The sequence below is a fragment of the Rhizobium sp. CG5 genome (genome assembly GCF_023701945.1).
Classification (GTDB): Bacteria; Pseudomonadota; Alphaproteobacteria; order Rhizobiales; family Rhizobiaceae; genus Allorhizobium.
Genome location: NZ_JABAEF010000029.1, coordinates 22,643 through 42,760 on the forward strand (window position 1 = coordinate 22,643; position 20,118 = coordinate 42,760).

The window sequence follows — 20,118 nt, forward strand, 5'->3', positions numbered from 1 at the left end:
GCCTATTCGAATTCCAAAAGTGCTGCGGTGAAGCGCATCACCGGCTCGCCATTCTGGTTGGTGCCCTCGTTGCGGCTGTGGTTCAGGATCCAGCCCGGCCGGGAGGCGAGCGGGCGGCTCTCCAGCATGGTCACCGTATAGGTGATGGTGTCGCCGGCATAGACCGGTTTCAGCCATTGCAGATCCTTGAAGCCGGGCGAGGGGCCGACTTTCGGCGGTGCCACGCCCTCTTTCATCAGCCGTGCGCTTTCCGCGGTCCAGTAATCGACGAAACAGCGCATCCATTCCGCGCAGGTGTGCCAGCCCGAGGCGCAGAGCGCACCGAAGACATACGATTTGGCGGCCTCCTCGTCCATATGGAAGGGCTGCGGATCAAATTTCGTGGCGAAGCGGATGATGCTTTCGGCGGTGAACTGTTTCTGGCCGACGGTGAAGCTGTGGCCGGCAGGGTAGAGCTCGATCATTTTCACGCGGCTTCACCCTCGACTGTCCGGCGGCGGAACATGATGGCGTTCTTCGACATCAGCACCGTTTCGCCGCGCTGGTTTTCGAGCTCGTGGCGAAAGTTGACGATGCCGATCTGCGGGCGCGAGCGCAGCGGCCTTGCGGCCTCGACGATCGAGCGGCCGGAGAGCGTGTCGCCGGCCAGCGCCGGCTTTTTCCATTCCATGACATCGATGCCGGGGGCCCCTTCCGAGGCAGACGTCAGCAGATAGGACTCGATCATCATGCGCATGAACATGGCGCTGGTGTGCCAGCCCGAGGCGGAGAGGCCGCCGAGAATGCTGGCGGCGCCAGCTTTTTCCGACAGATGCATCGGCTGCGGGTCGAATTCCTGCGCGAATTCGATGATTTCATCCGCCTGGGCGGTCTTCGGGCCAAGATCGAAGATCCGGCCGGGATGGAAATCCTCGAAATAGAGGGTGGGCGATGGCATGCGGCGTGTCCTCGTTTGCTTTTCGGCGCAGAATGGCCGCCCACGGAGCTAAATTCAAGGAGTGGCGATTACCACTTGCGCATTGAGCGGCAGAAACGAAAAACGCCGCGATCGGATCGCGGCGTTGCTGTCTCTGGCCGGCTGTGGCGGCTCAGGTGTTGAAGCGGAAATGGATGACGTCGCCGTCGTGGACGACATATTCCTTGCCTTCGTCGCGGCCCTTGCCGGCTTCCTTGGCGCCGACTTCGCCCTTGAAATTGATGTAGTCGTCATAGGCGATGGTGAAGGCGCGGATGAAGCCGCGTTCGAAATCCGTATGGATGACGCCGGCTGCGGCCGGTGCCTTGGTGCCGCGCACGATGGTCCAGGCGCGGGTTTCCTTCGGCCCGACGGTGAAATAGGTGATCAGGTCGAGCAGGTGGTAGCCAGCGCGGATCAGGCGGTCGAGGCCGGCCTCTTCCAGGCCCAATGCGGTGAGGAATTCCTTGGCTTCCTCTTCCGGCAGCTGGGCCACTTCCGATTCGATGGCCGCCGAAATGATCACGCATTCCGCGCCCTGTTCCTCGGCCATCTTGGCGACGGCCTTGGTATGGGCATTGCCGTCCACCGCGTCGGCTTCGGCGACATTGCAGACGTAAAGCACGGGATGCGAGGTCAGAAGGTTCAGGCCCTTGAGGATCTCGATGTCGTCGGCAGCCAGCGTCTTCAACAGCAGGCGGGCCGGCTTTCCTTCGTTCAGCAGCTTGAGGACGGCTTCCATGACCGGCAGCTGGGCCAGCGATTCCTTGTCGTTGCTCTTGGCGCGCTTGCGGGTCTGGTCAACGCGGCGCTCCAGGCTTTCGAGGTCGGCGAGCATCAGCTCGGTCTCGATCGTGTCGGCATCGCCGACCGGATCGATACGGCCTTCGACATGGGTGATGTCGTCATCCTCGAAGCAGCGCAGCACATGCACCACCGCATCGACTTCGCGGATATTGGCGAGGAACTTGTTGCCGAGGCCTTCGCCCTTCGAGGCGCCGCGCACCAGACCGGCAATGTCGACAAAGGAGATGCGGGTCGGGATGATCTCCTTGGAGCCGGCGACAGACGCCAATGTCTGCATGCGCGGATCGGGAACGGCCACTTCGCCGGTGTTCGGCTCGATGGTGCAGAACGGATAGTTGGCGGCCTGCGCCTGCGCCGTCTTGGTCAGCGCGTTGAAGAGAGTGGACTTGCCGACATTCGGCAGTCCGACGATACCGCATTTGAAGCCCATGGCCTGAAACCCTGTCCTGGTAGAATTCGTTTGCAGTGCCTATGGGATAAGGGCGTGGCAAGGTCAAGGCTTGTGGGCGCAAAGCTGCGGATTCCGGGGTTGAGAGAGGATCGGATTTGCCCTAGATTTGCATCATCCACCGATTGCCGCTTTTGAAGGGCAACCGGCAGGACCCCTGACAATCGCAACCGGTCCGTCTTGCCATGGCTTCGTCATGCGGCTGGTTTACAGACCATTGGCCCGTTTGGCCCTTTCCGTTTACCCAGTCGTCGCGGAGCATCCGATGAGAGACAATGATACTGTCTTGAAGCCCAAGAAGCAGACGGAGCTCAAGCTCGACAAGCCCAAGCTCTACAAGGTCATCCTGCACAATGACGACTACACGCCACGCGAGGTCGTGACGCTGGTGCTGAAGGTGGTCTTCCACATGAGCGAGGAGACCGGCTATCGCTTCATGATGACCGCCCACAAACTGGGCTCCTGCGTCATCGTCGTCTGCGCCAAGGACATTGCCGAAACCAAGGTTGCGGAAGCGATGGATCTCGCCAAAAGCATGGATTTCCCGCTGATGTTCACCGCCGAGCCGGAGGAGTAGGGGCGGTCACGACATCTGCGCAGAGGAAGGCGAGGCTTGAGCCTCGCTCACTCCTCGCTGTCCTTCTTGCCGAACATTTTCTGCAGCATGGCAGCCATCGGGCCGGTGGTCGGCAGGGCTTTGGGCTGGTTGAAATTGCGGGCCTGGCGGATATGGGACTGGGCGGCCGGTTTCGAAGCCTTGGCGGGTTTGGCCGGCTCGTCGTCGGGCTTCACACCGGCGGCAAGCGCCAGCTTGTTGAGGAGCTGCGAGTCCTCGCCCTTGACCAGCATGGTGGCATTGTCGGCCAGGGCCTCGATCAAAGGGTCGAGCCAGTCGCGGTCGCTCTTGGCGAAATCGCCGAGCACATGGCCGTGGACGCGGTCCTTGTGGCCGGGATGGCCGATGCCAAGCCGCAGGCGGCGGTAGTCCTTGCCGCAATGGGCGTCGAGCGACTTGATGCCATTGTGGCCACCATGGCCGCCGCCGGTCTTGATGCGGGCCTTGCCGGGCACGAGATCCAGCTCGTCATAGATGGCGATCAGGCTCTCCGGCCCGAGCTTGTAGAAACGCATGGCCTCGCCGACGGATTCGCCCGACAGGTTCATGAAGGTCTGCGGCTTGATCAGCAGCACCTTTTCGCCGGCAATCTCGCCTTCGGCGATCTCGCCCTTGAACTTCTTCGACCAGGGCGAAAAGCCATGGCGGCGATGGATGGCATCGACGGCCATGAAACCGATATTGTGGCGGTTGGCGGCGAATTTTGCACCGGGATTGCCGAGGCCTGCAACGATGATCATGGCGGGATCCGCTTTCTGTGACGTTTTTCCGCCCTGTCCCGACAGCCAAATGGGCGGGAAGTCAAGCCGTACCGGGCGATTTTCGGGAAGGTAGCCGGCCTCACGCACGACCCGCAAACAAAAATCCCGCCTCCTTTGTGGGGAGACGGGATGCAACAGGTGTCGATCGACGGTGAAGATTACTCTTCGGTCGCGACTTCTTCGTCGGCAGCGCCGGCAGCCGGAGCAACGATCGTGGCGATCGTGAAGTCGCGGTCGGTGATCACAGGGGTGACGCCAGCCGGCAGCTTGACATGCGAGATGTGCAGGCTGTCGCCGATCTTGTGACCTGCGAGGTCGACCGTGATGAATTCCGGGATGTTGTTGGCCGGGCAGTACAGCTCGACTTCGTGGCGAACGATGTTCAGCACGGCACCGGTCTTGATCGACGACTTGTCTTCGTTGAAGAAGTGAACCGGAACTTCGACGGTCACCTGGCTGTCAGCGGTGACGCGCAGGAAGTCGACATGCATGGTGAAGTCGCGGACCGGATCAAGCTGGTAGTCCTTCGGCAGGACCGTGATCTTTTCGCCGTTGACGTCGATCGTAGCGACGGTGGTCATGAAACCGCCGGCGTGAATGCGCTTGGTCACCTCATTGGTGCTGAGCGCGATGGAAATCGGGGCCTGCTTGTCACCATAGATGACAGCGGGAATAAAGCCGTTGCGGCGAAGTTCACGGGAGGACCCCTTACCAACCCGTTCGCGTGCCTCGGCCTTGAGCTCATAAGATGCGTGGCTCATGGTTTTACCTTTCGAGATTATATGGAGAGTTACGCCATGACCCGGTAAAGGGTGAGGGCGAAACTGGAGCTCTCTTTACAAGAAACCCATCCGCATTGCCTCCAAGGGTGTCTGCGCGGACCGGGGCCCTATAGTACAAGCGGTAGCGAAAGGCAAGATAACCCGGCGATATTCCGCATTTGCGGGAGGAATGGTGCCAGCACACATAGGATCGCGCACGTCCTTGACGGTCGCGAGACCACGACAACTCCTCCATAATTGCTCAAGCGCGAGCTTGCACTATCCATATTGAGGCCATCAGTTGCACCTTGGCCGGATCACCAAGGCTTTCCAGAGCCTTCCGTAACTTTGGCTCGGCCGTCGAGTGGATTACCGGGTTCTCTCGAATGATCTTACCGAGTGGGCCCACTTTTTGTAAGACCCGCGTCATCGCTTCGAGATCACCGCTCGTAACGAGTTCTTCGTGGGGCGTAATAAAAATGTCATTAAATCCGGCGGTAGCGAGGATACTTTGGACATGCGTTGGGTCCGCAAAACTGAACGGGCTTTCGTCAGAGGCTGAACGAAAGCCCGCCGCAAACAGCGGAAACCGATCCAATTCGTTCTTCTGCATAGCCTGCCAACAAATGAAGGTGAGTCTTCCGTTGGGTTTCAGCAATCGGCGGAAATTCGAGAATGCGGCGACCGGGTCATTGAATGACATCACGCCGAATCGAGAAAATATGGCGTCTACGCTGTGAGGCGGCAAATCAAGCGTCTGGGCATCGGCTTCTATCAGTTTAACCTGCCCGAGTTGCGTGGTCCTTCGTGCGGCGACCTCAAGCAGTCGCCCAGCGATATCCACGCCGATGACCAGGCCTTTGTCCCCAACCCGCTCGGCCAGTTGCAGAAGCGTTTGTCCAGTGCCGCAGCCGACGTCCAGCACGGTCTGCCCGTAAACCAGCTGTAACTCCTGCATGGCCAATAGCCCAAGCGGGGACAACTGACGGTCAATGAGTTGGTACTCTTCGGCCCATGCCTTTGCGTGCAAGGAGCCGGGATCCTCGTCGATCGCCGTTGCGTCGGTCACATCTGCATCCTCTGTTTCGGGAGCTATTCTTATCTCTGCGTCCGCAGTGACAGCAATTGCCCGAGTGGGATTTATTGCCTGTCCGCGAAAACACGCGACCGTGGCGTGACGGGTCACTGCGGCGTGGCGGCCGGCACTTGCCATTTGTCGCAGATCTGCGACAGTTCTTCGCGTCAAGTGACACCGGCGTGAGGCCGGCCATTTCCGTTGAAGCGTTTCTGGCCGAAGGATCGTGGACCGGTACATGCTTTGGGAGGAGCACATGCGCAACGATCCGAGCCATTCCGACAGGGTCTATTCCGTGGCGCTGCAGAATTCTGCCGCCGCGAGTTCGCCGATTGCCGCATCCTGGCGGCGCTGCCTCGACGTGCACCAGCTGGCGCCGGACGAGATCCGCAAGCCGCAGGTGCTGGATAATGCCGAATTCCACCAGGCCCGCGAGCGCATGGAGCATTTGGTGGTGGCCGGCGCCGACGAATTCGACCGGCTGTTCCAGACCGTCGGGCGTTCGGGCTGCTGCCTCATTCTCTCCGATCGCAACGGCGTGGTGCTCGACCGGCGGGGCGCTGCCGGCGACGACGCGGATTTCCGCAGTCTCGGCCTCTGGCAGCAGACCGTCTGGAGCGAGGCGAGCGTCGGCACCAATGGCATCGGCACGGCACTGGCCGACGAGCGCACGGTGGTGATCCACCGCGATCAGCATTTCTTAAGCTCCAATATCGCGCTCAGCTGCGCCACGGCGCCGATCCGCGACCATCTCGGCCGGGTGGCGGCCGCACTCGACATTTCCACCTGCCGGCATGATGTCACCGACATGACGCTGACCATCCTGTCGCAGGCGGTGCGCGACGTGGCGGGCCGCATTGAGGCAAACCTGTTCCGCATGGCCTTTCCGACCGCTCGCATCGTCATGGTGCCGGCCACAGGGTTTTCCACCGCCGCCCTTTTGGCGGTCGATGCCGACGATCTCATTTTAGGCGCGACCCGGGCGGCGCGGCTGGCGCTGAAGATCGACGATGCCGTGATCGCCCAGGGCATGCCGGCGGCCGACGCTCTAAGGGAAGAGCGCAGCGATGGCGGTTCGGATCTCGCCGAAGCGGAGCGGGCGGCACTGCGCCGCGTGCTGTCGCGCACCAATGGCAATGTCTCGCAGGCCGCCCAGGTGCTCGGCATCAGCCGCGCCACACTGCACCGGAAGATGAAGCGGCTCTCGGTGCACTGACACGCCCGGTATATGTCGCACAACTGAAACAGTGTGCGCTGCGGCATTGAAATGCTGCACTACTCCTCAAGGGCATTCGCAGCGATCTTCCTCCCATCGGCCCGGTCGGGCGTTTCATCAGGGAGGATGATCACATGAATATCCAGGTCCAAGCCATTGCCAATACGCCGTTCAAGCTGCGCTATGGTAATTACATCGGCGGCCAGTGGGTCGAGCCGGTCAACGGCTGCTATTTCGACAACACCACGCCGGTGACCGGCGGCAAGCTCTGCGAAGTGGCGCGCTCCGACGAGCACGACATCAACCTGGCCCTCGACGCCGCCCATGCCGCCAAGGACAAATGGGGCCGCACCTCGACCACCGAGCGCTCCAACATCCTGATGAAGGTGGCGCAGCGCATGGAGGACAATCTCGAACTTTTGGCGCGTGCCGAGACCTGGGACAATGGCAAACCGCTGCGCGAGACGATGGCGGCCGACATTCCGCTGGCGATCGACCATTTCCGCTATTTCGCCGCCTGCATTCGCGCCCAGGAAGGCACGATCGGCGAAGTCGACCGCGACACCATCGCCTATCACTTTCATGAACCGCTCGGCGTGGTCGGCCAGATCATTCCGTGGAATTTCCCGATCCTGATGGCCGCCTGGAAGGTTGCCCCGGCGCTCGCCGCCGGCAATTGCGTGGTGCTGAAGCCGGCCGAACAGACGCCGGCCTCGATGCTGGTGTTCGCCGAACTGGTCGGCGACCTGCTGCCGCCGGGTGTCTTGAACATCGTCAACGGTTTCGGGCTCGAGGCCGGCAAGCCGCTCGCCACCAGCCCGCGCATCGCCAAGATCGCCTTTACCGGCGAAACCTCGACCGGCCGGCTGATCATGCAATATGCCAGCCAGAACCTCATTCCCGTCACGCTGGAGCTGGGCGGCAAGTCGCCGAACATCTTCTTCGAAGACGTGATGCGCGAGGACGACGACTATCTCGACAAGGCGCTGGAAGGCTTTGCGATGTTCGCGCTCAACCAGGGCGAGGTCTGCACATGCCCGAGCCGGGCGCTGGTGCATGAAAAGATCTACGACCGCTTCATGGAAAAGGCGCTGAAGCGCGTTGCCGCCATCAAACAGGGCAATCCGCTCGACATGTCGACGATGATCGGCGCCCAGGCCTCCAGCGAGCAGCTGGAAAAGATCATGTCCTACATGGATATCGGCCGGCAGGAAGGCGCCGAAGTGCTGATCGGCGGCGAGCGCAACAACCTCTCCGGTGATCTCGCCGGCGGCTATTACGTCAAGCCGACGGTGTTCAAGGGCCACAACAAGATGCGGGTGTTCCAGGAGGAAATCTTTGGGCCGGTCGTCTCGGTCACCACCTTCAAGGACGATGCCGAAGCGCTGGAGATCGCCAATGACACGCTTTACGGCCTCGGCTCGGGCGTCTGGAGCCGCGATGCCAATCGCTGCTACAATTTCGGCCGCGACATCCAGGCCGGCCGCGTCTGGACCAATTGCTACCACGCCTATCCGGCCCATGCGGCGTTTGGCGGCTACAAGCAGTCCGGCATCGGCCGCGAGACCCACAAGATGATGCTCGACCACTACCAGCAGACCAAGAACATGCTGGTCAGCTACAGCCCGAAAGCATTGGGGTTCTTCTGAGGCTTCCACCTCCCCCTTGAGGAGGGAGGTCGCAGCAAAGCTGCGGGTGGGGGTGATCGTCTACCGCAAAGGGTCACCCCACCCCGGCACTGACGTGCCGACCCTCCCCCTCAAGGGGAGGGTGTTGCCCGTTGCACCATCTTTGGAAGGAGCCGTCATGACTGACACTGCAGGCACCGAACCGCGCGTCATCGCCACCGATGCGGCGCTTTCGTTTCTGGCGGAAATCCGAAAAGATCATCCGGATGTTCTGTTTCACCAATCGGGCGGCTGTTGCGACGGGTCTTCGCCGATGTGCTATCCGGCCAGCGACTACCGGGTCGGCGAGACGGATGTGAAGCTCGGCGAGATCGGCGGCGTGCCGGTCTATATCAGCGGCAGCCAGTATGAGGTGTGGAAACACACGCAGCTGATCATCGACGTGGTGCCGGGCAGGGGCGGCATGTTCTCGCTCGACAATGGCCGGGAGCGGCGCTTTCTGACCCGCTCGAAGCTGTTCGGCGCCGGCGAAGCCTGCCCGCTGCCGGTATAGAGTTTCGAGAGAGGACTGATTGGCTCTGGCGGGATGCCGAGCCACACCCTCCCCTTGAGGGGGAGGGTCGGAGCGAAGCTCCGGGGTGGGGTGACCGGCCACGCTCGCAGACATCAAAAGATCACCCCCACCCGCGCGTTCCGCGCGACCTCACCCCTCAAGGGGGGAGGTGGAAAAACCCCGCGGCTCTTTGGAGCGCGAGGTTTCTAATCTGTGCGGGCCGGTGTCGATCAGGCGGCGCGGCGGGTGGTGGCCTGGGGGCGGGACTGGCCGATGGCGAAGTGGCTGACCTGGTCGTTCAGGCCATCGGCTTCGCTGGCCAGCGCAAAGGCGGCGGCGGTGGTCTGTTCGACCATGGCGGCATTCTGCTGGGTGACGTGGTCGAGATCGTTGACCGAGGCGTTTATTTCGCCGAGCCTTGACGACTGGTCGCGCGACGAGGCGGCGATGGCGCCGATATGCTCGTTGATCGAGGCGATATTGGCCTCGATGCGATGCAGGCTCTCGCCGGTCTTCAAGACCAGCGCCACGCCACCTTCGACATCGGTGGTCGAGGTGTTGATCAGCTGGCTGATATCGCGGGCAGCCCCCGAGGACTTCTGTGCCAGTTCGCGCACTTCCTGGGCAACGACGGCAAAGCCCTTGCCCGCTTCGCCGGCGCGGGCCGCCTCGACGCCGGCATTGAGGGCCAGCAGGTTGGTCTGGAAGGCGATCTGGTCGATCACGTCGATGATCTGGCGGATCTTCGAGGACGAGCTTTCGATGCGCTCCATGGCGACGATCGCCTGATTGACGACGGTCGAGGACTCCTTGGCGCCGTTCAGCGCGTCGGCGGCGACACCGACAGCGGTTTCGCAACGCTTCAGGGCGTCATTGACGGAGCCGGTCATTTCGCCAAGGGCAGCGGCGGCTTCTTCGAGGGAGGCGGCCTGGCGCTCGGTGCGGTGGGCGAGGTCTTCCGAGGCGCTCTTCAGATCTCCGGAGCCGCCGCGGATCGTGTCGGCGCTGGCGGTGATGCTGCGGATGGTCTCTTCCAGCTTTTCGACCGACTGGTTGAAGTCGATGCGCAGGTGGTCGAGCGAGGGCACGAAGGCGGTGTTGATGCGCAGGTTGAGCTTGCCGTTCGACAGGTTCTGCAGGCCGGTGGCGAGAGCCGAAACCGCTTCTTCCAGTTCCTGGGCGCTTCTTGCCTTTTCGACTTCGCGCTGCTGGCGCTCATCGTCGATCTGCCGGGTGCGGGCCACGGAATCGGCCTCCATGCGTTCCTTTTCCAGCGCATTCTGGCGGAAGGATTCGAGCGCCCGGGCCATCGAGCCGATCTCGTCGGCGCGATTGGCGGAAGGGATGTCGATCGACTTGTCGCCCTGGTTCAGGCGGTTCATCAGATTGGCCAGATCGGTCAGCGGACGCGTCAGGCCGGAGGAGACCAGCAGGCCGACGCCGCCCATGGCGACCAGCACGGCGACGGTGGCAAGGAAGGCCCACCAGGCCAGTTCGTTGGCAGAGGCCAGAACCGTCTGTTCGTCCTGGCCGACCACGAGCAGGTTCTTCTGGCCAAACAGCTCGACCGGCAGATAGGAATAAAACAGGCTGCGATCGCCCGAGAGGGCGAAATCCGAGCCGTGCGCGGCGCTGCTGGCCGCCTTGACCAGGACGTCGGGGATGGCAGCGCCAGCACCGGCCGAGACCGTGCCGCCGCGCATGGCGCCTGCGTCGCTGAGCAGGAAGGCGTCGTCGATGGTCTGGCCAAGTCCCTCGGGTGCCAGGCTGGCGGCCAGCTTGCCGCTTGCCACGCGCATGATGATGACACCCTTCTTGACGGTATCCCCCCAGACGGAGATGGCCAGCGGCCGGGCGATCAGGGCCGAGGTCGTGTCGTCCTCGGTCGTCATGGCGACGAAACCGGAATTGTGGGTCTGGTCGAGCGGGCCCGCATTGGCCGTGTCGTAGATGGCCTTCAACGGGGCATTCTGCGGCTCGGAGACGTTGCTGAGGAAGTCCTTGCCCTTGGTGACCGAGTAGACGATCAATCCGGCATTGTCGATCACGTAGATGTCGCTGACGCCGGTGTTCTTGCGGGCGCTGGCAAGGGTGCCGTGGATGCCGGCATGGCGGACGCCATAGAGCAGCTTCAGACCGGCGCCGTCGAAGGCGGCGCGTTCTTCCATCGACTTGGAGCTGTCCTGGAAGGCGCTACGGATGTCCTTGGCCTCGATGCCGACGAGGTTTGCCACCGTTTCGGTCGCCTCGCCGATGGCGGTGTTCTGGGCCAGTTCGGCGAGCGACTGTTCGATACGCTGATTGTAGGCGCGCAGGGCCTTGGACTGGTTGGCGGCGACCGCTTCCAGCCGCAGCTTGCTGGCCTCGATCAGGCCGCTCTTGCCGACCTGGTAGCTCAGGATGCCGACCGACAGGCAGGAGACGAGCGTGGCACCGACCACAAGGGCCGCAAATTTGGCTTTGACGGACGACAGGACGCCGATCCGGGCACTGGGTAAATTGTTAGGTGACATAAAAAACTGCTCCTCCAGCATTTCAATATGCCGGGCAGTTTCGTCAAAATTGTTTACGGCAGAGTTAAGTCCGCATTACGGCATTTGCCCGTGGCAGCGCGTTTGGCGCCGCCGTGCTTGGCTCTCGATTGGTGTCGCGGATGCTGCAGATCGGTCGGGACCTGATCAGTCGAACAGGCTGGAAACCGATTCTTCCTGGCTGGTGCGGTTGATCGCTTCGCCGAGCAGGTTGGCGGTGGTCAGCACGCGGATATTGGGGGCGGAGAGGACGGCGGTGGTGGCCTGGATCGAGTCGGTGATCACCAGTTCGCGCAATTTCGACGACGCGACGCGCTGGGCAGCGCCGCCGGACAACACGCCGTGGGTGATATAGGCGGTGACGCTGGTGGCGCCATGCTTGAGCAGCGCTTCGGCGGCATTGCACAGCGTGCCGCCGCTGTCGACGATGTCGTCGATCAGGATGCAGTCCTTGCCGGAGACATCGCCGATGACGTTCATCACTTCCGATTCACCCGGCCGGTCGCGACGCTTGTCGACGATGGCCAGCAGACAGTCGAGCCGCTTGGCAAGGGCGCGAGCCCGCACCACGCCGCCGACGTCAGGCGAGACGACCATCAGATTGGCGAGGTCGTAGTGTTCCTTGACGTCACGGGCGAGGATCGGCACGGCGTAGAGATTGTCGGTCGGGATGTCGAAGAAGCCCTGGATCTGGCCGGCATGCAGGTCGAGCGTCAGCACGCGGTCGGCGCCGGCCTCGGTGATCAGGTTGGATACCAGCTTGGCGGAAATCGGCGTGCGCGGACCGGTCTTGCGGTCCTGGCGGGCATAGCCGAAATAGGGAAGCACGGCGGTGATGCGCTTGGCGGAGGACCGCTTGAAGGCATCGATCATGATCAGCAGTTCCATCAGGTGGTCATTGACCGGGAAGGCTGTGGACTGCACCACGAAAACGTCCTCGCCGCGGACGTTCTCCTGGATTTCGACGAAGATTTCCTGGTCTGCGAAGCGTCTGACGCTGGCTTTTCCGAGTGGAACGTTGAGATATTTGCAGATTGCCTCGGCCAATTGCCGGTTCGAATTACCTGCGAAAACCTTCATTATGGCGCGCCCGTTCCAATGCTGATGGGCGCTTTTTAGCGTCCTTGCCTTCGAATGCAATAGGCTAAGGCCGATACATGTTTTTTTTAATGAAAAGTTTGTGACTGTCTGCCTCAGCCACGGCCGCCCGGTCGCCATGCCATGTATTGCTGAATGGTCTTGGTGGCGATCTGCTGCATGATGGAGGCCGGCACCGCCGACCAGGGATCGGTGGCGTTGGAGCGGATGGTTTCCTGGCCCTGGATGCGGTGGATCCGGCCGCCATTGGCATCTAGGATATCCCAGACATAGACGACATTGACGTTGCCCGCGCTGGAAAAGGCGGAAAAATAGCCCTTGAGGATATGTTCGCTGGCGGGGTCGTTGGCGCCCTTGATGGTCAGGCCCCTGGCGCGGGCCTCGGCGCCCAGCTGGCGCGACAGGGGTGTCACGGCCTGGACCGGGGCGCCGATGATCGGCAGGAAGCGAACGGTGCCGACGGCGGCGGCCGTCGGCGCTGCCGCAGTCTGCTGGGCTGCGGCAGCGGCCGGCTGGGCCGGCGCGGCCGTGGTTGGCTGGGCTGGTGCCGATGGTGCGGGCTGCAGGGTGCCGGAGGATTGGCTGGCGCCGGGGGCGGACAGCGGGGCCGAGGCCACCGAATTGTTGCCGGCCGACAATGCCTGGGCCTGGGCTTCGAGGCTGTTCTGCGGGTTGGCGGCATAACCGGGCTGGACGCTGCCGCCCGGTGGCGAGTTTGCATTGGCGGCCGATTGGAGGTCGGCGGCGGTCAGGGGGCCTGAGGACTTTGAGCCATTGGTGCCGACATCGACCTGCGGGGTCAGCGCATCGGACGTATTGCAGGCCGACAGGCCAAGCGCCAGACCAAGGGTCGCAATCGCAAGTCCGATGATCCGCATTGGGTTCTGTCCTTCTCGCTCTGTCAGTGTCAGTGCGCCCCCTTGGCAATTTATGGGAGCCAGCCGCCCCTTCTGTCAATCTCCGCCTTTAGACGGCCTATTTGACGATCAGCTCCAGCGGATGGCGGGAGAGGGCGCGCGGCGCCTCGGCGGTGGTCAGATAGGTGTGCCCAAGGGTCATGGCGGTGTTGCGCTCGGAATCCATGATGATCATGTGCACGAAGAGCGTCATGTCCGGCAGGATCGGCTGGGGATTGCCGGCATGGAACATCTGCTGCTCCATCCAGGAGGGCGAGAAGCGGGCGCCGAGCGAATAGCCGCAGGCGTTCAACCGATGCCGCGTCAGGCCGCGTTCGTCCATGATGCGTGCATGGGTGTCGAAGACATCGCCGAAGGTGTGGCCCGGGCGCAGCACCGTTTCGATCGCCCGGATGGCCTCGACGCAGGCCGCATAGAGCTCGCGGTGGCGCGCCGATGGTTCGCCAACGATGAGTGTGCGCATCATTGCCGCATGGTAATGGGCGCTGACGCCGGCCCATTCCAGCGTCAGCTGGTCGGTGGCATCCAGTTTGCGGCGGCCGGATTTGTAGCGGCACAGCAGCGCATCGGGGCCGGAGCCGATGATGAATTCGTTGGCCGGATAATCGCCGCCGCCGGCAAAGACGGCACCCTGCATGGCGGCCAGGATGGCGGCCTCGTCGCCGCCGGCATGGATCAGCGGCAGGGCGGCATCGAGCGCGTCGTCGGCAAGGGCTGCGGCCCGTTCGGCATGGGCGATCTCGGCCGGGCTCTTGATCAGGCGCAATTCGCCGACCAGGTAGGAGGCGTCGATGATCTGGCAGAAACTGGTCAGCTGGTTGTCGAGCAGGCGGGCGACGCGGCCGGTCATGCCGTGGGTGTCGTATTCGACGCCGATGCGGCAGCCGAGCAGGTCCATCTCGCTCAGCATGTTCTTCAGGTCCATGGTCGGATCGGCGTTGACCCGATCGACCCAGATGACGATATCGTCGATGGTCGAGGTGTGGCGGGCCTGGCGCAGGTCGGCCGAGCGGGTCAGCAGCGTCATGGATCCGTCGACCTTGACCACCAGGGTCTGGAAGAAGCAGTAGCCGAAGGTGTCGTAGCCCGTCAGCCAATACATGCTTTCCTGGGCAAACAGCAGCACGGCGTCGAGCTTGTCGTCGCGCATTCGGGCGGTCAGCCGTTCCAGCCGGCCGGTATATTCGGCCGTATCGAATTGCAGTGCCATATCAGTTCTCCTTGATGGCTATCGCGGATATCTGCCGCCCATAATCCGGTTCCCCGGCATGGGTCGTGCGGCGATAGGAGTAGAATGTCTGCGGGTCGGCATAGGTGCAGAGGTCCAGGCTCTCAGCCCTGACGCCGGCATCGGTCAGCCGCTTCAGGGTCAGGGCCGGAAGATCGAACATGGCGTGGCCGCTTTTGGGCGAAGGCGTGAAGAACACCCCATAGGCAGGGTCATGACCGACGAATCGCTCGATGAATTCGGGGCCGACTTCATAGGCGGCCTTGCTGATCGACGGGCCGAGGCATGCGACGATGTGTTGCCGGTCGGCGCCGAGCGCCACCATGGCCTCCACGGTGTTTTCCAGAACGCCGGTCAGGGCGCCTTTCCAGCCGGCATGGGCCGCACCGATCACGCCATTGTGCGGATCGGCAAACAGGATGGGGCCGCAATCGGCCGACAGTACGCCGATCACCAGGCCCGGCACTGCCGTGACCATGGCGTCGGCTTGCGGCCGGGCGCCGTCATAATCGGCCGACACCGTGACGACATCGGGCGAATGGACTTGATGGACGGTTGCCAGCCGTTCGGGTTGAAGGCCGAACCAGCGGCTGACGCGCGCCCGGTTTTCCAGCACCCGGTCGCGCTCGTCGTTCGAGCCGAGCCCGACATTCAGGCCGCGATAGAGGCCTTCGGACACGCCGCCCTGGCGGGTGAAGAAGCCGTGCTCGATACGGTTTTCCGACGCTTCGGCGAGAAGCGGGCTGGTGAGCGGCTTGGGGAAAGCGTGATCCTGCATGGCGTCCTGATTGTGGCGTTGGAGGTGAGGTGACGGGTGTTCACTCGCCGGGTTTGCCGCGGGGGCCGGTGCAGTAATCGCATGCCGGCTCAGGTCGGCGGCGATGTTGACCATTGGCAGGCCGTCTGTCAATCCACCGGCCTGAATGGTGCCAGCGGCAGCTGCGGACTGGAAACGGCCAGGACCTTGAACAGTTCGCCCATGCGTCCTTCGCCGGCGCCGGCCAGCCGGTCGACCGCTTCCAGAATGCTGCGCTGCAGGGCGGCACTCTTGTCGCGGCCGAGCGCCGAGGCGCGGTCCTCGATGCCGAGACCGACCAGGAAATCGCCCTGGCGCAGACAGCCGTTGATATGCACGCCAGCCGATTGCGCCGTTCTGGCAAGATCCTCGAAATCCACATGGCTGGTCAGATCGGCCCGGCCGGGATGGGCCAGCGGCGGATCGTATTCATGGGAGAGGACCGCCTGCAGCGTGTCGCCGAAGCCGGTCGACAGATGACCGTAGTCGATGACCAGGGCGGTGCCGCCGGATTGGGTGAGGCGGTCGCAGATCGCCACCATCACGGCCTGGCGGGCCGGCGCGTATTCGAAAATGGTGCCGATCGGCGGCAGGGACGCGCCGAGCGGTAGCAGCGACGGGTCGAGGCCGGCAATGCCGACGGTGAAGGTCAGTTCGCCGTCCGCATCGAGCCCGACCATGCGCTCGCGAAATCCGGCCGATGTGCGGACGAACTGGCGGATGGGGATCGCGTCGAACAGTTCGTTGGCCGCCAAAAGCGTAAAGCCCTCCGGCAATTCGTCGAAGCCCGAATGCCAGTCGATCTTCTCGATATGGTCGGCCAGCGTCTGGCGCTGCACCTGGCGCAGCCGTTCGCTGGTTTCCACCAGATGGACCGTGGAAGAGCGGTAGAAATCCGGCGCCAGCCGGGCGATGACCCGCAGCATGTCGGCCATCATCGTGCCGCGGCCAGGGCCGACCTCGACGAGGCGCACGGGGGCGGGACAGGCGTGGCGCTGCCAGGCATGGACCATGAACACGCCGAGCATCTCGCCGAACAGCTGGCTGACTTCCGGAGCGGTGACGAAATCGCCGGCCCGGCCGAAGGGATCGCGGGTCTGGTAATAGCCGAAATTCGGATCGGCCAGGCACAGCGCGAAATAATCGGTCACGCTGATCGGGCCGCTGGTACGGATGAGGTCCTTGATCTTGTCGCTCAGGGCAGTGGTCACGTCGGGCGCCTCACTTCCGGCTCAGCGCTTCGCGGCACTGCGACGCGCCCGAAGGATCGCCCAGAGCCCCAGCGCCAGCATCGGCAGCGACAGGACCATGCCCATGGTCAGCCAGCCGCCTAAGAGATAGCCAAGCTGCACGTCCGGCTCGCGGAAGAACTCGTTGAAGATGCGGGCCAGCGCATAGCCGCACACAAAAACGCCGGTAACGAGGCCGGGGGTGCGAAGGGCCAGGCGGTTGTGGATCAGGATCTGCAGGACGACAAACAGCACAAGGCCTTCGAGGCAGGCTTCATAGAGCTGGCTTGGATGACGCGGCATCGGGCCGCCGGTCGGGAAAATCACCGCCCAGGCGACATCGGTGGTGCGACCCCAGAGTTCGCTGTTGATGAAATTGGCAAGGCGGCCGAAAAAGATGCCGACCGGGGCGACGCTGGCGACGATGTCGAACAGGCTCCAGGCCGGGATGGCATTCTTGCGGGCAAAGAGGATCATGGCGATGGTGGCGCCGGTAATGCCGCCATGGAAGGACATGCCGCCGTTCCAGACCTGGATGGCGCGGATCGGCTCTTCGAGAATGGGGCCGAGATCGTAAAACAGGATATAGCCGAGCCGGCCGCCAAGAACGATGCCGATGGCAACCCAGACCAGGAAGTCGTCGAGGTGGCGGTGGGTCAGCGGGGCGACCTGTCCCGGCCAGAGCGCATCCTTGCTCACCATGCGCCGCGCCAGCCACCAGCCGAGCAGGATGCCGGCGACATAGGCCAGGCCATACCAGCGGATGGCGAGAGGCCCAAGGGCGATCGCCACCGGATCGATCTCCGGGAACGGCATTATGGCGAGTTGGGCGGCTACTGTGAACAAGGGCATGCTTTCTGTGGTTTGGCGGAAAATGGCGTTCCGATGCGGGGTGGTCAAGATGGAATCGTGCGGGGTGCCCTGGTGTCCCTGCCGCAGGCGGGACTTTTCCCTTGCAACGGCAAAGGTGAATGCCTACCTGAATTTACGCCGTCCACGATATCCAGTGATGGCGCCGAAGGCAAAAGGGAGCCAATCTGATGTCCACCGGACCGAACCGCATTATGGACGATTTCGCCAAGCTGATGACCGATGCAGCGGGTGCTGCACAGGGCGTGCGCAAGGAAATGGAAACCGCGTTTCATGCCCAGGCGGAACGCTGGCTGAACACCATGGACTTGGTCAAGCGCGAAGAATTCGAGGCCGTGCGTGAGATGGCCGCCAAGGCGCGCGACGAGAACGATGCGCTGCGGGCCCGGATCGAAGCGCTCGAGGCGCGCCTCGTCTCTGACGGCAAATAACCGGGCCGACCCAGCCTGCGCCACCGCTCAAGGTGGCCTGCCAAGGCCATGCCGGAACTTTTCCGGCTCGGCCACCCGCTTTGATTCTGCATTTGGCAGACCGAATCGTGAACCGATCCGCAGCTTGGCTGATGCATGCCGCTGCTTTCTGGCGTATAGTCGCCCTGGTTGAAAAAAATCGGGCCTATTGTCCACATCCCTTGGGACCTGAAAAAAGCCAATTGCCAGAGTCGCTTAAGGCACCTGCCTGAGACAGCGCGCCAACAGCTGTCCACAGTGCTGAAAGGCAAATCGCCGTTCTGGGGCTGGCGCTGGCTCCTTGGCATTATACACTGATTTTAAATGATGATTCGAAACGAACCCGGCAAGTTTCGGGCAGGGTGTAGATCGTAGCCTTGGGGTCGTCAGGTAATCATCCGAAGTGTTGTTCCCGGTTATTCGTGTGTGTCCAGCTGATGTCGTTGCGCAGATTGTCACATTCATTCCGGTCAAGAAGGTGCCGCATGAGCCTAATGGAAATACAATTTGAGCGTCAGTCCAACCCGGTCGACATGATCGAGTTCGTCGCGGCAACGAATGACTGGTCATTCGAGCGGTCCGGCGAGGACGAGATTGCCATGACGGTCGAAGGGCACTGGGCCGACTATCATGTGTCCTTTTCCTGGATGGAGGAATACGAGGCCCTGCATCTGGCCTGCGCCTTCGACATCCGCGTGCCGGATGCAAGGGTCAACGAGATCATCCGCCTGCTGTCGCATGTCAACGGCCAGGTGCTGATGGGGCATTTCGATCTGTGGCGCAACGAAGACGTGGTGATCTTCCGGCAGTCGCTGCTCCTGGCCGGCGGTGCGGAGCCGACCAACCAGCAGGTCGAAGTGCTGCTGTCGAGCGCCATCGATGCCTGCGAGGCCTATTTCCAGGCCTTCCAGTTCGTGGTCTGGTCGGGCATGGAGGCCAAGGCCGCCATGGATGCGGTGTTGTTCCAGACTGTCGGAGAAGCGTAAGCATGAGTGCTGCCGTCGCTGGTCCGATCGTGCTCGTGGGTGCGGGCAATATGGGGGGCGCCATGCTTTCGGGCTGGCTGAAGAGCGGCATCCCCGGCTCCTCGGTGATCGTCATCGATCCCGGCCCGTCCGAGCGGATGATGGCGCTGATTGGCGATGCTGGCGCGACCTCTACCCAGGCAGCCCCTGCCGATCTCAAGGCCGGCATTCTGTTTCTCGCCGTCAAGCCGCAGGTCATGGATGCCGTGCTGCCGGGCCTGAAAGGCCTGGTCGGCGACGATACGGTGGTCGTCTCGGTGGCCGCCGGCAAGACGCTTGGTGGCATGCAGGCGCATCTCGGGCCAGCCGCCATGGTGCGCGCCATGCCCAATACGCCGGCGATGATCGGCCGTGGCATTACCGGCGCCTTTGCCAATGACAAGGTGAGTGCCGAACAGCGCGACCAGGTGCACCGGCTGCTGAAGGTCAGCGGCCCGGTCGAATGGGTGCAGTCGGAGGCCGATATCGATGCCGTGACGGCGCTGTCGGGCAGCGGTCCGGCCTATGTCTTTTATCTCGTGGAGTGCATGGCTGAGGCGGGCCGCAAAGCGGGCCTGCCGGCGGACCTTGCCATGCGTCTCGCGCGGGAAACGGTCGCGGGGGCTGGTGAACTGCTTCATCAGTCCCCCGACGACGCCTCCATCCTTCGCAAGAACGTCACCTCGCCGGGGGGCACCACGGCGGCAGCGCTGTCGGTGCTGATGGCCGACGAGGGCATGCAACCGCTGTTCGACAAGGCCATTGCCGCGGCCCGTAAACGCGCCGAGGAACTGGCGGTATGAGCGAGGCGGGCGTCGCCAGCGGCGAGATCGCCTACGGCGATTTCGAGAAGGTCGATATCCGGGTCGGCACGATCATCGAGGCCGAACCCTTTCCGCAGGCCCGCAAGCCGGCCTTCAAGCTGAAGATCGATTTCGGGCCGGAGATCGGCGTCAAGAAATCCTCGGCGCAGATCACCGTGCACTATACGCTGGAAAGCCTGATCGGCCGGCAGGTGCTCGGGGTCGTGAATTTTCCGCCGCGCCAGATCGGACCGTTCCGCTCGGAAGTGCTGACGCTCGGTTTCGAGGACGAGGCCGGCGCCGTGGTGCTGGCCGCCGTCGAGCAGGCCGTGCCGAACGGCCGCAAGATGATGTAGACGTGCCACGCTGGGCG

At 63.0% G+C, this 20,118-nt stretch carries 21 protein-coding genes; 8 read left to right on the forward strand and 13 right to left on the reverse strand.

What is annotated here, in order from left to right:
• Positions 1-2: 2 nt before the first annotated feature.
• The 3 genes from HGO38_RS28955 to ychF form a co-directional block, all read right to left on the reverse strand.
• Positions 3-464, reverse strand: a complete 462-nt coding sequence (locus HGO38_RS28955; protein ID WP_250959289.1) for a MaoC family dehydratase — start codon at positions 462-464, stop codon at positions 3-5.
• A gap of 2 nt (positions 465-466) precedes the next feature.
• Positions 467-937, reverse strand: coding sequence for a MaoC family dehydratase (locus HGO38_RS28960; RefSeq protein WP_250959255.1), 471 nt, complete (start codon positions 935-937; stop codon positions 467-469).
• A gap of 151 nt (positions 938-1,088) precedes the next feature.
• On the reverse strand, positions 1,089-2,192 hold the full coding sequence (ychF, locus tag HGO38_RS28965) for a redox-regulated ATPase YchF (protein ID WP_250959256.1): 1,104 nt from the start codon (positions 2,190-2,192) through the stop codon (positions 1,089-1,091).
• A 283-nt stretch (positions 2,193-2,475) separates the two neighbouring features.
• Between ychF and clpS the strand changes: the two genes are divergently transcribed.
• The gene (clpS, locus tag HGO38_RS28970) at positions 2,476-2,787 is read left to right on the forward strand and encodes an ATP-dependent Clp protease adapter ClpS (RefSeq protein WP_250959257.1); all 312 of its coding nucleotides are present in this window, start codon (positions 2,476-2,478) and stop codon (positions 2,785-2,787) included.
• A gap of 47 nt (positions 2,788-2,834) precedes the next feature.
• Here clpS and pth read toward each other — a convergent pair whose 3' ends face one another.
• The 3 genes from pth to HGO38_RS28985 all read right to left on the reverse strand — a co-directional run bounded on the left by pth (position 2,835) and on the right by HGO38_RS28985 (position 5,417).
• Positions 2,835-3,566, reverse strand: a complete 732-nt coding sequence (pth, locus tag HGO38_RS28975; protein ID WP_250959258.1) for an aminoacyl-tRNA hydrolase — start codon at positions 3,564-3,566, stop codon at positions 2,835-2,837.
• 179 nt (positions 3,567-3,745) lie between these two features.
• Complete coding sequence (locus HGO38_RS28980) at positions 3,746-4,348, reverse strand: 50S ribosomal protein L25/general stress protein Ctc (protein ID WP_250959259.1); 603 nt, start codon at positions 4,346-4,348, stop codon at positions 3,746-3,748.
• Positions 4,349-4,610: 262 nt separating this feature from the next.
• Entirely contained in the window at positions 4,611-5,417 is an 807-nt protein-coding gene (locus HGO38_RS28985) for a class I SAM-dependent methyltransferase (protein ID WP_250959260.1), read from the reverse strand.
• A 262-nt stretch (positions 5,418-5,679) separates the two neighbouring features.
• Between HGO38_RS28985 and HGO38_RS28990 the strand changes: the two genes are divergently transcribed.
• The 3 genes from HGO38_RS28990 to HGO38_RS29000 all read left to right on the forward strand — a co-directional run bounded on the left by HGO38_RS28990 (position 5,680) and on the right by HGO38_RS29000 (position 8,820).
• The gene (locus tag HGO38_RS28990) at positions 5,680-6,639 is read left to right on the forward strand and encodes a helix-turn-helix domain-containing protein (RefSeq protein WP_250959261.1); all 960 of its coding nucleotides are present in this window, start codon (positions 5,680-5,682) and stop codon (positions 6,637-6,639) included.
• Between the two features lie 134 nt (positions 6,640-6,773).
• On the forward strand, positions 6,774-8,288 hold the full coding sequence (adh, locus tag HGO38_RS28995) for an aldehyde dehydrogenase (protein ID WP_250959262.1): 1,515 nt from the start codon (positions 6,774-6,776) through the stop codon (positions 8,286-8,288).
• Positions 8,289-8,445: 157 nt separating this feature from the next.
• Positions 8,446-8,820, forward strand: coding sequence for a DUF779 domain-containing protein (locus HGO38_RS29000; protein ID WP_250959263.1), 375 nt, complete (start codon positions 8,446-8,448; stop codon positions 8,818-8,820).
• A 230-nt stretch (positions 8,821-9,050) separates the two neighbouring features.
• Here the strand turns inward: HGO38_RS29000 and HGO38_RS29005 are convergent, their stop codons facing one another.
• From HGO38_RS29005 to lgt, 7 genes are all read right to left on the reverse strand, one after another.
• Positions 9,051-11,333 carry a methyl-accepting chemotaxis protein gene (locus HGO38_RS29005; protein WP_250959264.1) on the reverse strand — a complete coding sequence of 761 codons (2,283 nt, stop codon included), beginning with the start codon at positions 11,331-11,333 and terminating at the stop codon, positions 9,051-9,053.
• Between the two features lie 165 nt (positions 11,334-11,498).
• Positions 11,499-12,431: a ribose-phosphate pyrophosphokinase gene (locus HGO38_RS29010; RefSeq protein ID WP_250959265.1), complete on the reverse strand. Its 933-nt coding sequence runs from the start codon at positions 12,429-12,431 to the stop codon at positions 11,499-11,501.
• Between the two features lie 113 nt (positions 12,432-12,544).
• Positions 12,545-13,327: a hypothetical protein gene (locus tag HGO38_RS29015; RefSeq protein ID WP_250959266.1), complete on the reverse strand. Its 783-nt coding sequence runs from the start codon at positions 13,325-13,327 to the stop codon at positions 12,545-12,547.
• Positions 13,328-13,424: 97 nt separating this feature from the next.
• Entirely contained in the window at positions 13,425-14,576 is a 1,152-nt protein-coding gene (locus HGO38_RS29020; protein ID WP_250959267.1) for a M24 family metallopeptidase, read from the reverse strand.
• A gap of 1 nt (position 14,577) precedes the next feature.
• Positions 14,578-15,372 carry a peptidoglycan editing factor PgeF gene (gene pgeF, locus HGO38_RS29025; RefSeq protein WP_250959268.1) on the reverse strand — a complete coding sequence of 265 codons (795 nt, stop codon included), beginning with the start codon at positions 15,370-15,372 and terminating at the stop codon, positions 14,578-14,580.
• 128 nt (positions 15,373-15,500) lie between these two features.
• Complete coding sequence (locus tag HGO38_RS29030; protein ID WP_250959269.1) at positions 15,501-16,601, reverse strand: class I SAM-dependent methyltransferase; 1,101 nt, start codon at positions 16,599-16,601, stop codon at positions 15,501-15,503.
• Positions 16,602-16,622: 21 nt separating this feature from the next.
• On the reverse strand, positions 16,623-17,435 hold the full coding sequence (gene lgt / locus HGO38_RS29035) for a prolipoprotein diacylglyceryl transferase (protein WP_502941662.1): 813 nt from the start codon (positions 17,433-17,435) through the stop codon (positions 16,623-16,625).
• A 224-nt stretch (positions 17,436-17,659) separates the two neighbouring features.
• Here lgt and HGO38_RS29040 point away from each other — a divergent pair, with 224 nt between their 5' ends.
• The 4 genes from HGO38_RS29040 to HGO38_RS29055 all read left to right on the forward strand — a co-directional run bounded on the left by HGO38_RS29040 (position 17,660) and on the right by HGO38_RS29055 (position 20,101).
• A complete protein-coding gene (locus tag HGO38_RS29040) occupies positions 17,660-17,920 on the forward strand; it encodes an accessory factor UbiK family protein (RefSeq protein ID WP_250959271.1) in 261 nt (86 codons plus the stop codon).
• A 503-nt stretch (positions 17,921-18,423) separates the two neighbouring features.
• Entirely contained in the window at positions 18,424-18,924 is a 501-nt protein-coding gene (locus tag HGO38_RS29045) for a type III secretion system chaperone family protein (RefSeq protein ID WP_250959272.1), read from the forward strand.
• Positions 18,925-18,926: 2 nt separating this feature from the next.
• Positions 18,927-19,745: a pyrroline-5-carboxylate reductase gene (gene proC / locus HGO38_RS29050; RefSeq protein ID WP_250959273.1), complete on the forward strand. Its 819-nt coding sequence runs from the start codon at positions 18,927-18,929 to the stop codon at positions 19,743-19,745.
• Positions 19,742-20,101, forward strand: coding sequence for a tRNA-binding protein (locus HGO38_RS29055; protein ID WP_250959274.1), 360 nt, complete (start codon positions 19,742-19,744; stop codon positions 20,099-20,101). The genes proC and HGO38_RS29055 overlap by 4 nt, the downstream gene beginning before the upstream one ends.
• The last annotated feature ends 17 nt before the right edge of the window (positions 20,102-20,118 follow it).

Bases quoted from the DNA above. Each gene is read 5' to 3' on its own strand.
- HGO38_RS29000 (WP_250959263.1), top strand. From the start codon at position 8,446: ATGACTGACACTGCAGGCACCGAACCGCGCGTCATCGCCACCGATGCG.
- adh (WP_250959262.1), top strand. From the start codon at position 6,774: ATGAATATCCAGGTCCAAGCCATTGCCAATACGCCGTTCAAGCTGCGC.
- HGO38_RS29015 (WP_250959266.1), bottom strand. From the start codon at position 13,327: ATGCGGATCATCGGACTTGCGATTGCGACCCTTGGTCTGGCGCTTGGC.
- clpS (WP_250959257.1), top strand. From the start codon at position 2,476: ATGAGAGACAATGATACTGTCTTGAAGCCCAAGAAGCAGACGGAGCTC.
- HGO38_RS28990 (WP_250959261.1), top strand. From the start codon at position 5,680: ATGCGCAACGATCCGAGCCATTCCGACAGGGTCTATTCCGTGGCGCTG.
- HGO38_RS29055 (WP_250959274.1), top strand. From the start codon at position 19,742: ATGAGCGAGGCGGGCGTCGCCAGCGGCGAGATCGCCTACGGCGATTTC.
- HGO38_RS29020 (WP_250959267.1), bottom strand. From the start codon at position 14,576: ATGGCACTGCAATTCGATACGGCCGAATATACCGGCCGGCTGGAACGG.
- lgt (WP_502941662.1), bottom strand. From the start codon at position 17,435: ATGCCGTTCCCGGAGATCGATCCGGTGGCGATCGCCCTTGGGCCTCTC.
- HGO38_RS29045 (WP_250959272.1), top strand. From the start codon at position 18,424: ATGAGCCTAATGGAAATACAATTTGAGCGTCAGTCCAACCCGGTCGAC.
- ychF (WP_250959256.1), bottom strand. From the start codon at position 2,192: ATGGGCTTCAAATGCGGTATCGTCGGACTGCCGAATGTCGGCAAGTCC.
- HGO38_RS29005 (WP_250959264.1), bottom strand. From the start codon at position 11,333: ATGTCACCTAACAATTTACCCAGTGCCCGGATCGGCGTCCTGTCGTCC.
- pgeF (WP_250959268.1), bottom strand. From the start codon at position 15,372: ATGCAGGATCACGCTTTCCCCAAGCCGCTCACCAGCCCGCTTCTCGCC.
- HGO38_RS28960 (WP_250959255.1), bottom strand. From the start codon at position 937: ATGCCATCGCCCACCCTCTATTTCGAGGATTTCCATCCCGGCCGGATC.
- HGO38_RS29040 (WP_250959271.1), top strand. From the start codon at position 17,660: ATGTCCACCGGACCGAACCGCATTATGGACGATTTCGCCAAGCTGATG.
- HGO38_RS28955 (WP_250959289.1), bottom strand. From the start codon at position 464: ATGATCGAGCTCTACCCTGCCGGCCACAGCTTCACCGTCGGCCAGAAA.
- HGO38_RS28980 (WP_250959259.1), bottom strand. From the start codon at position 4,348: ATGAGCCACGCATCTTATGAGCTCAAGGCCGAGGCACGCGAACGGGTT.
- HGO38_RS29010 (WP_250959265.1), bottom strand. From the start codon at position 12,431: ATGAAGGTTTTCGCAGGTAATTCGAACCGGCAATTGGCCGAGGCAATC.
- proC (WP_250959273.1), top strand. From the start codon at position 18,927: ATGAGTGCTGCCGTCGCTGGTCCGATCGTGCTCGTGGGTGCGGGCAAT.
- pth (WP_250959258.1), bottom strand. From the start codon at position 3,566: ATGATCATCGTTGCAGGCCTCGGCAATCCCGGTGCAAAATTCGCCGCC.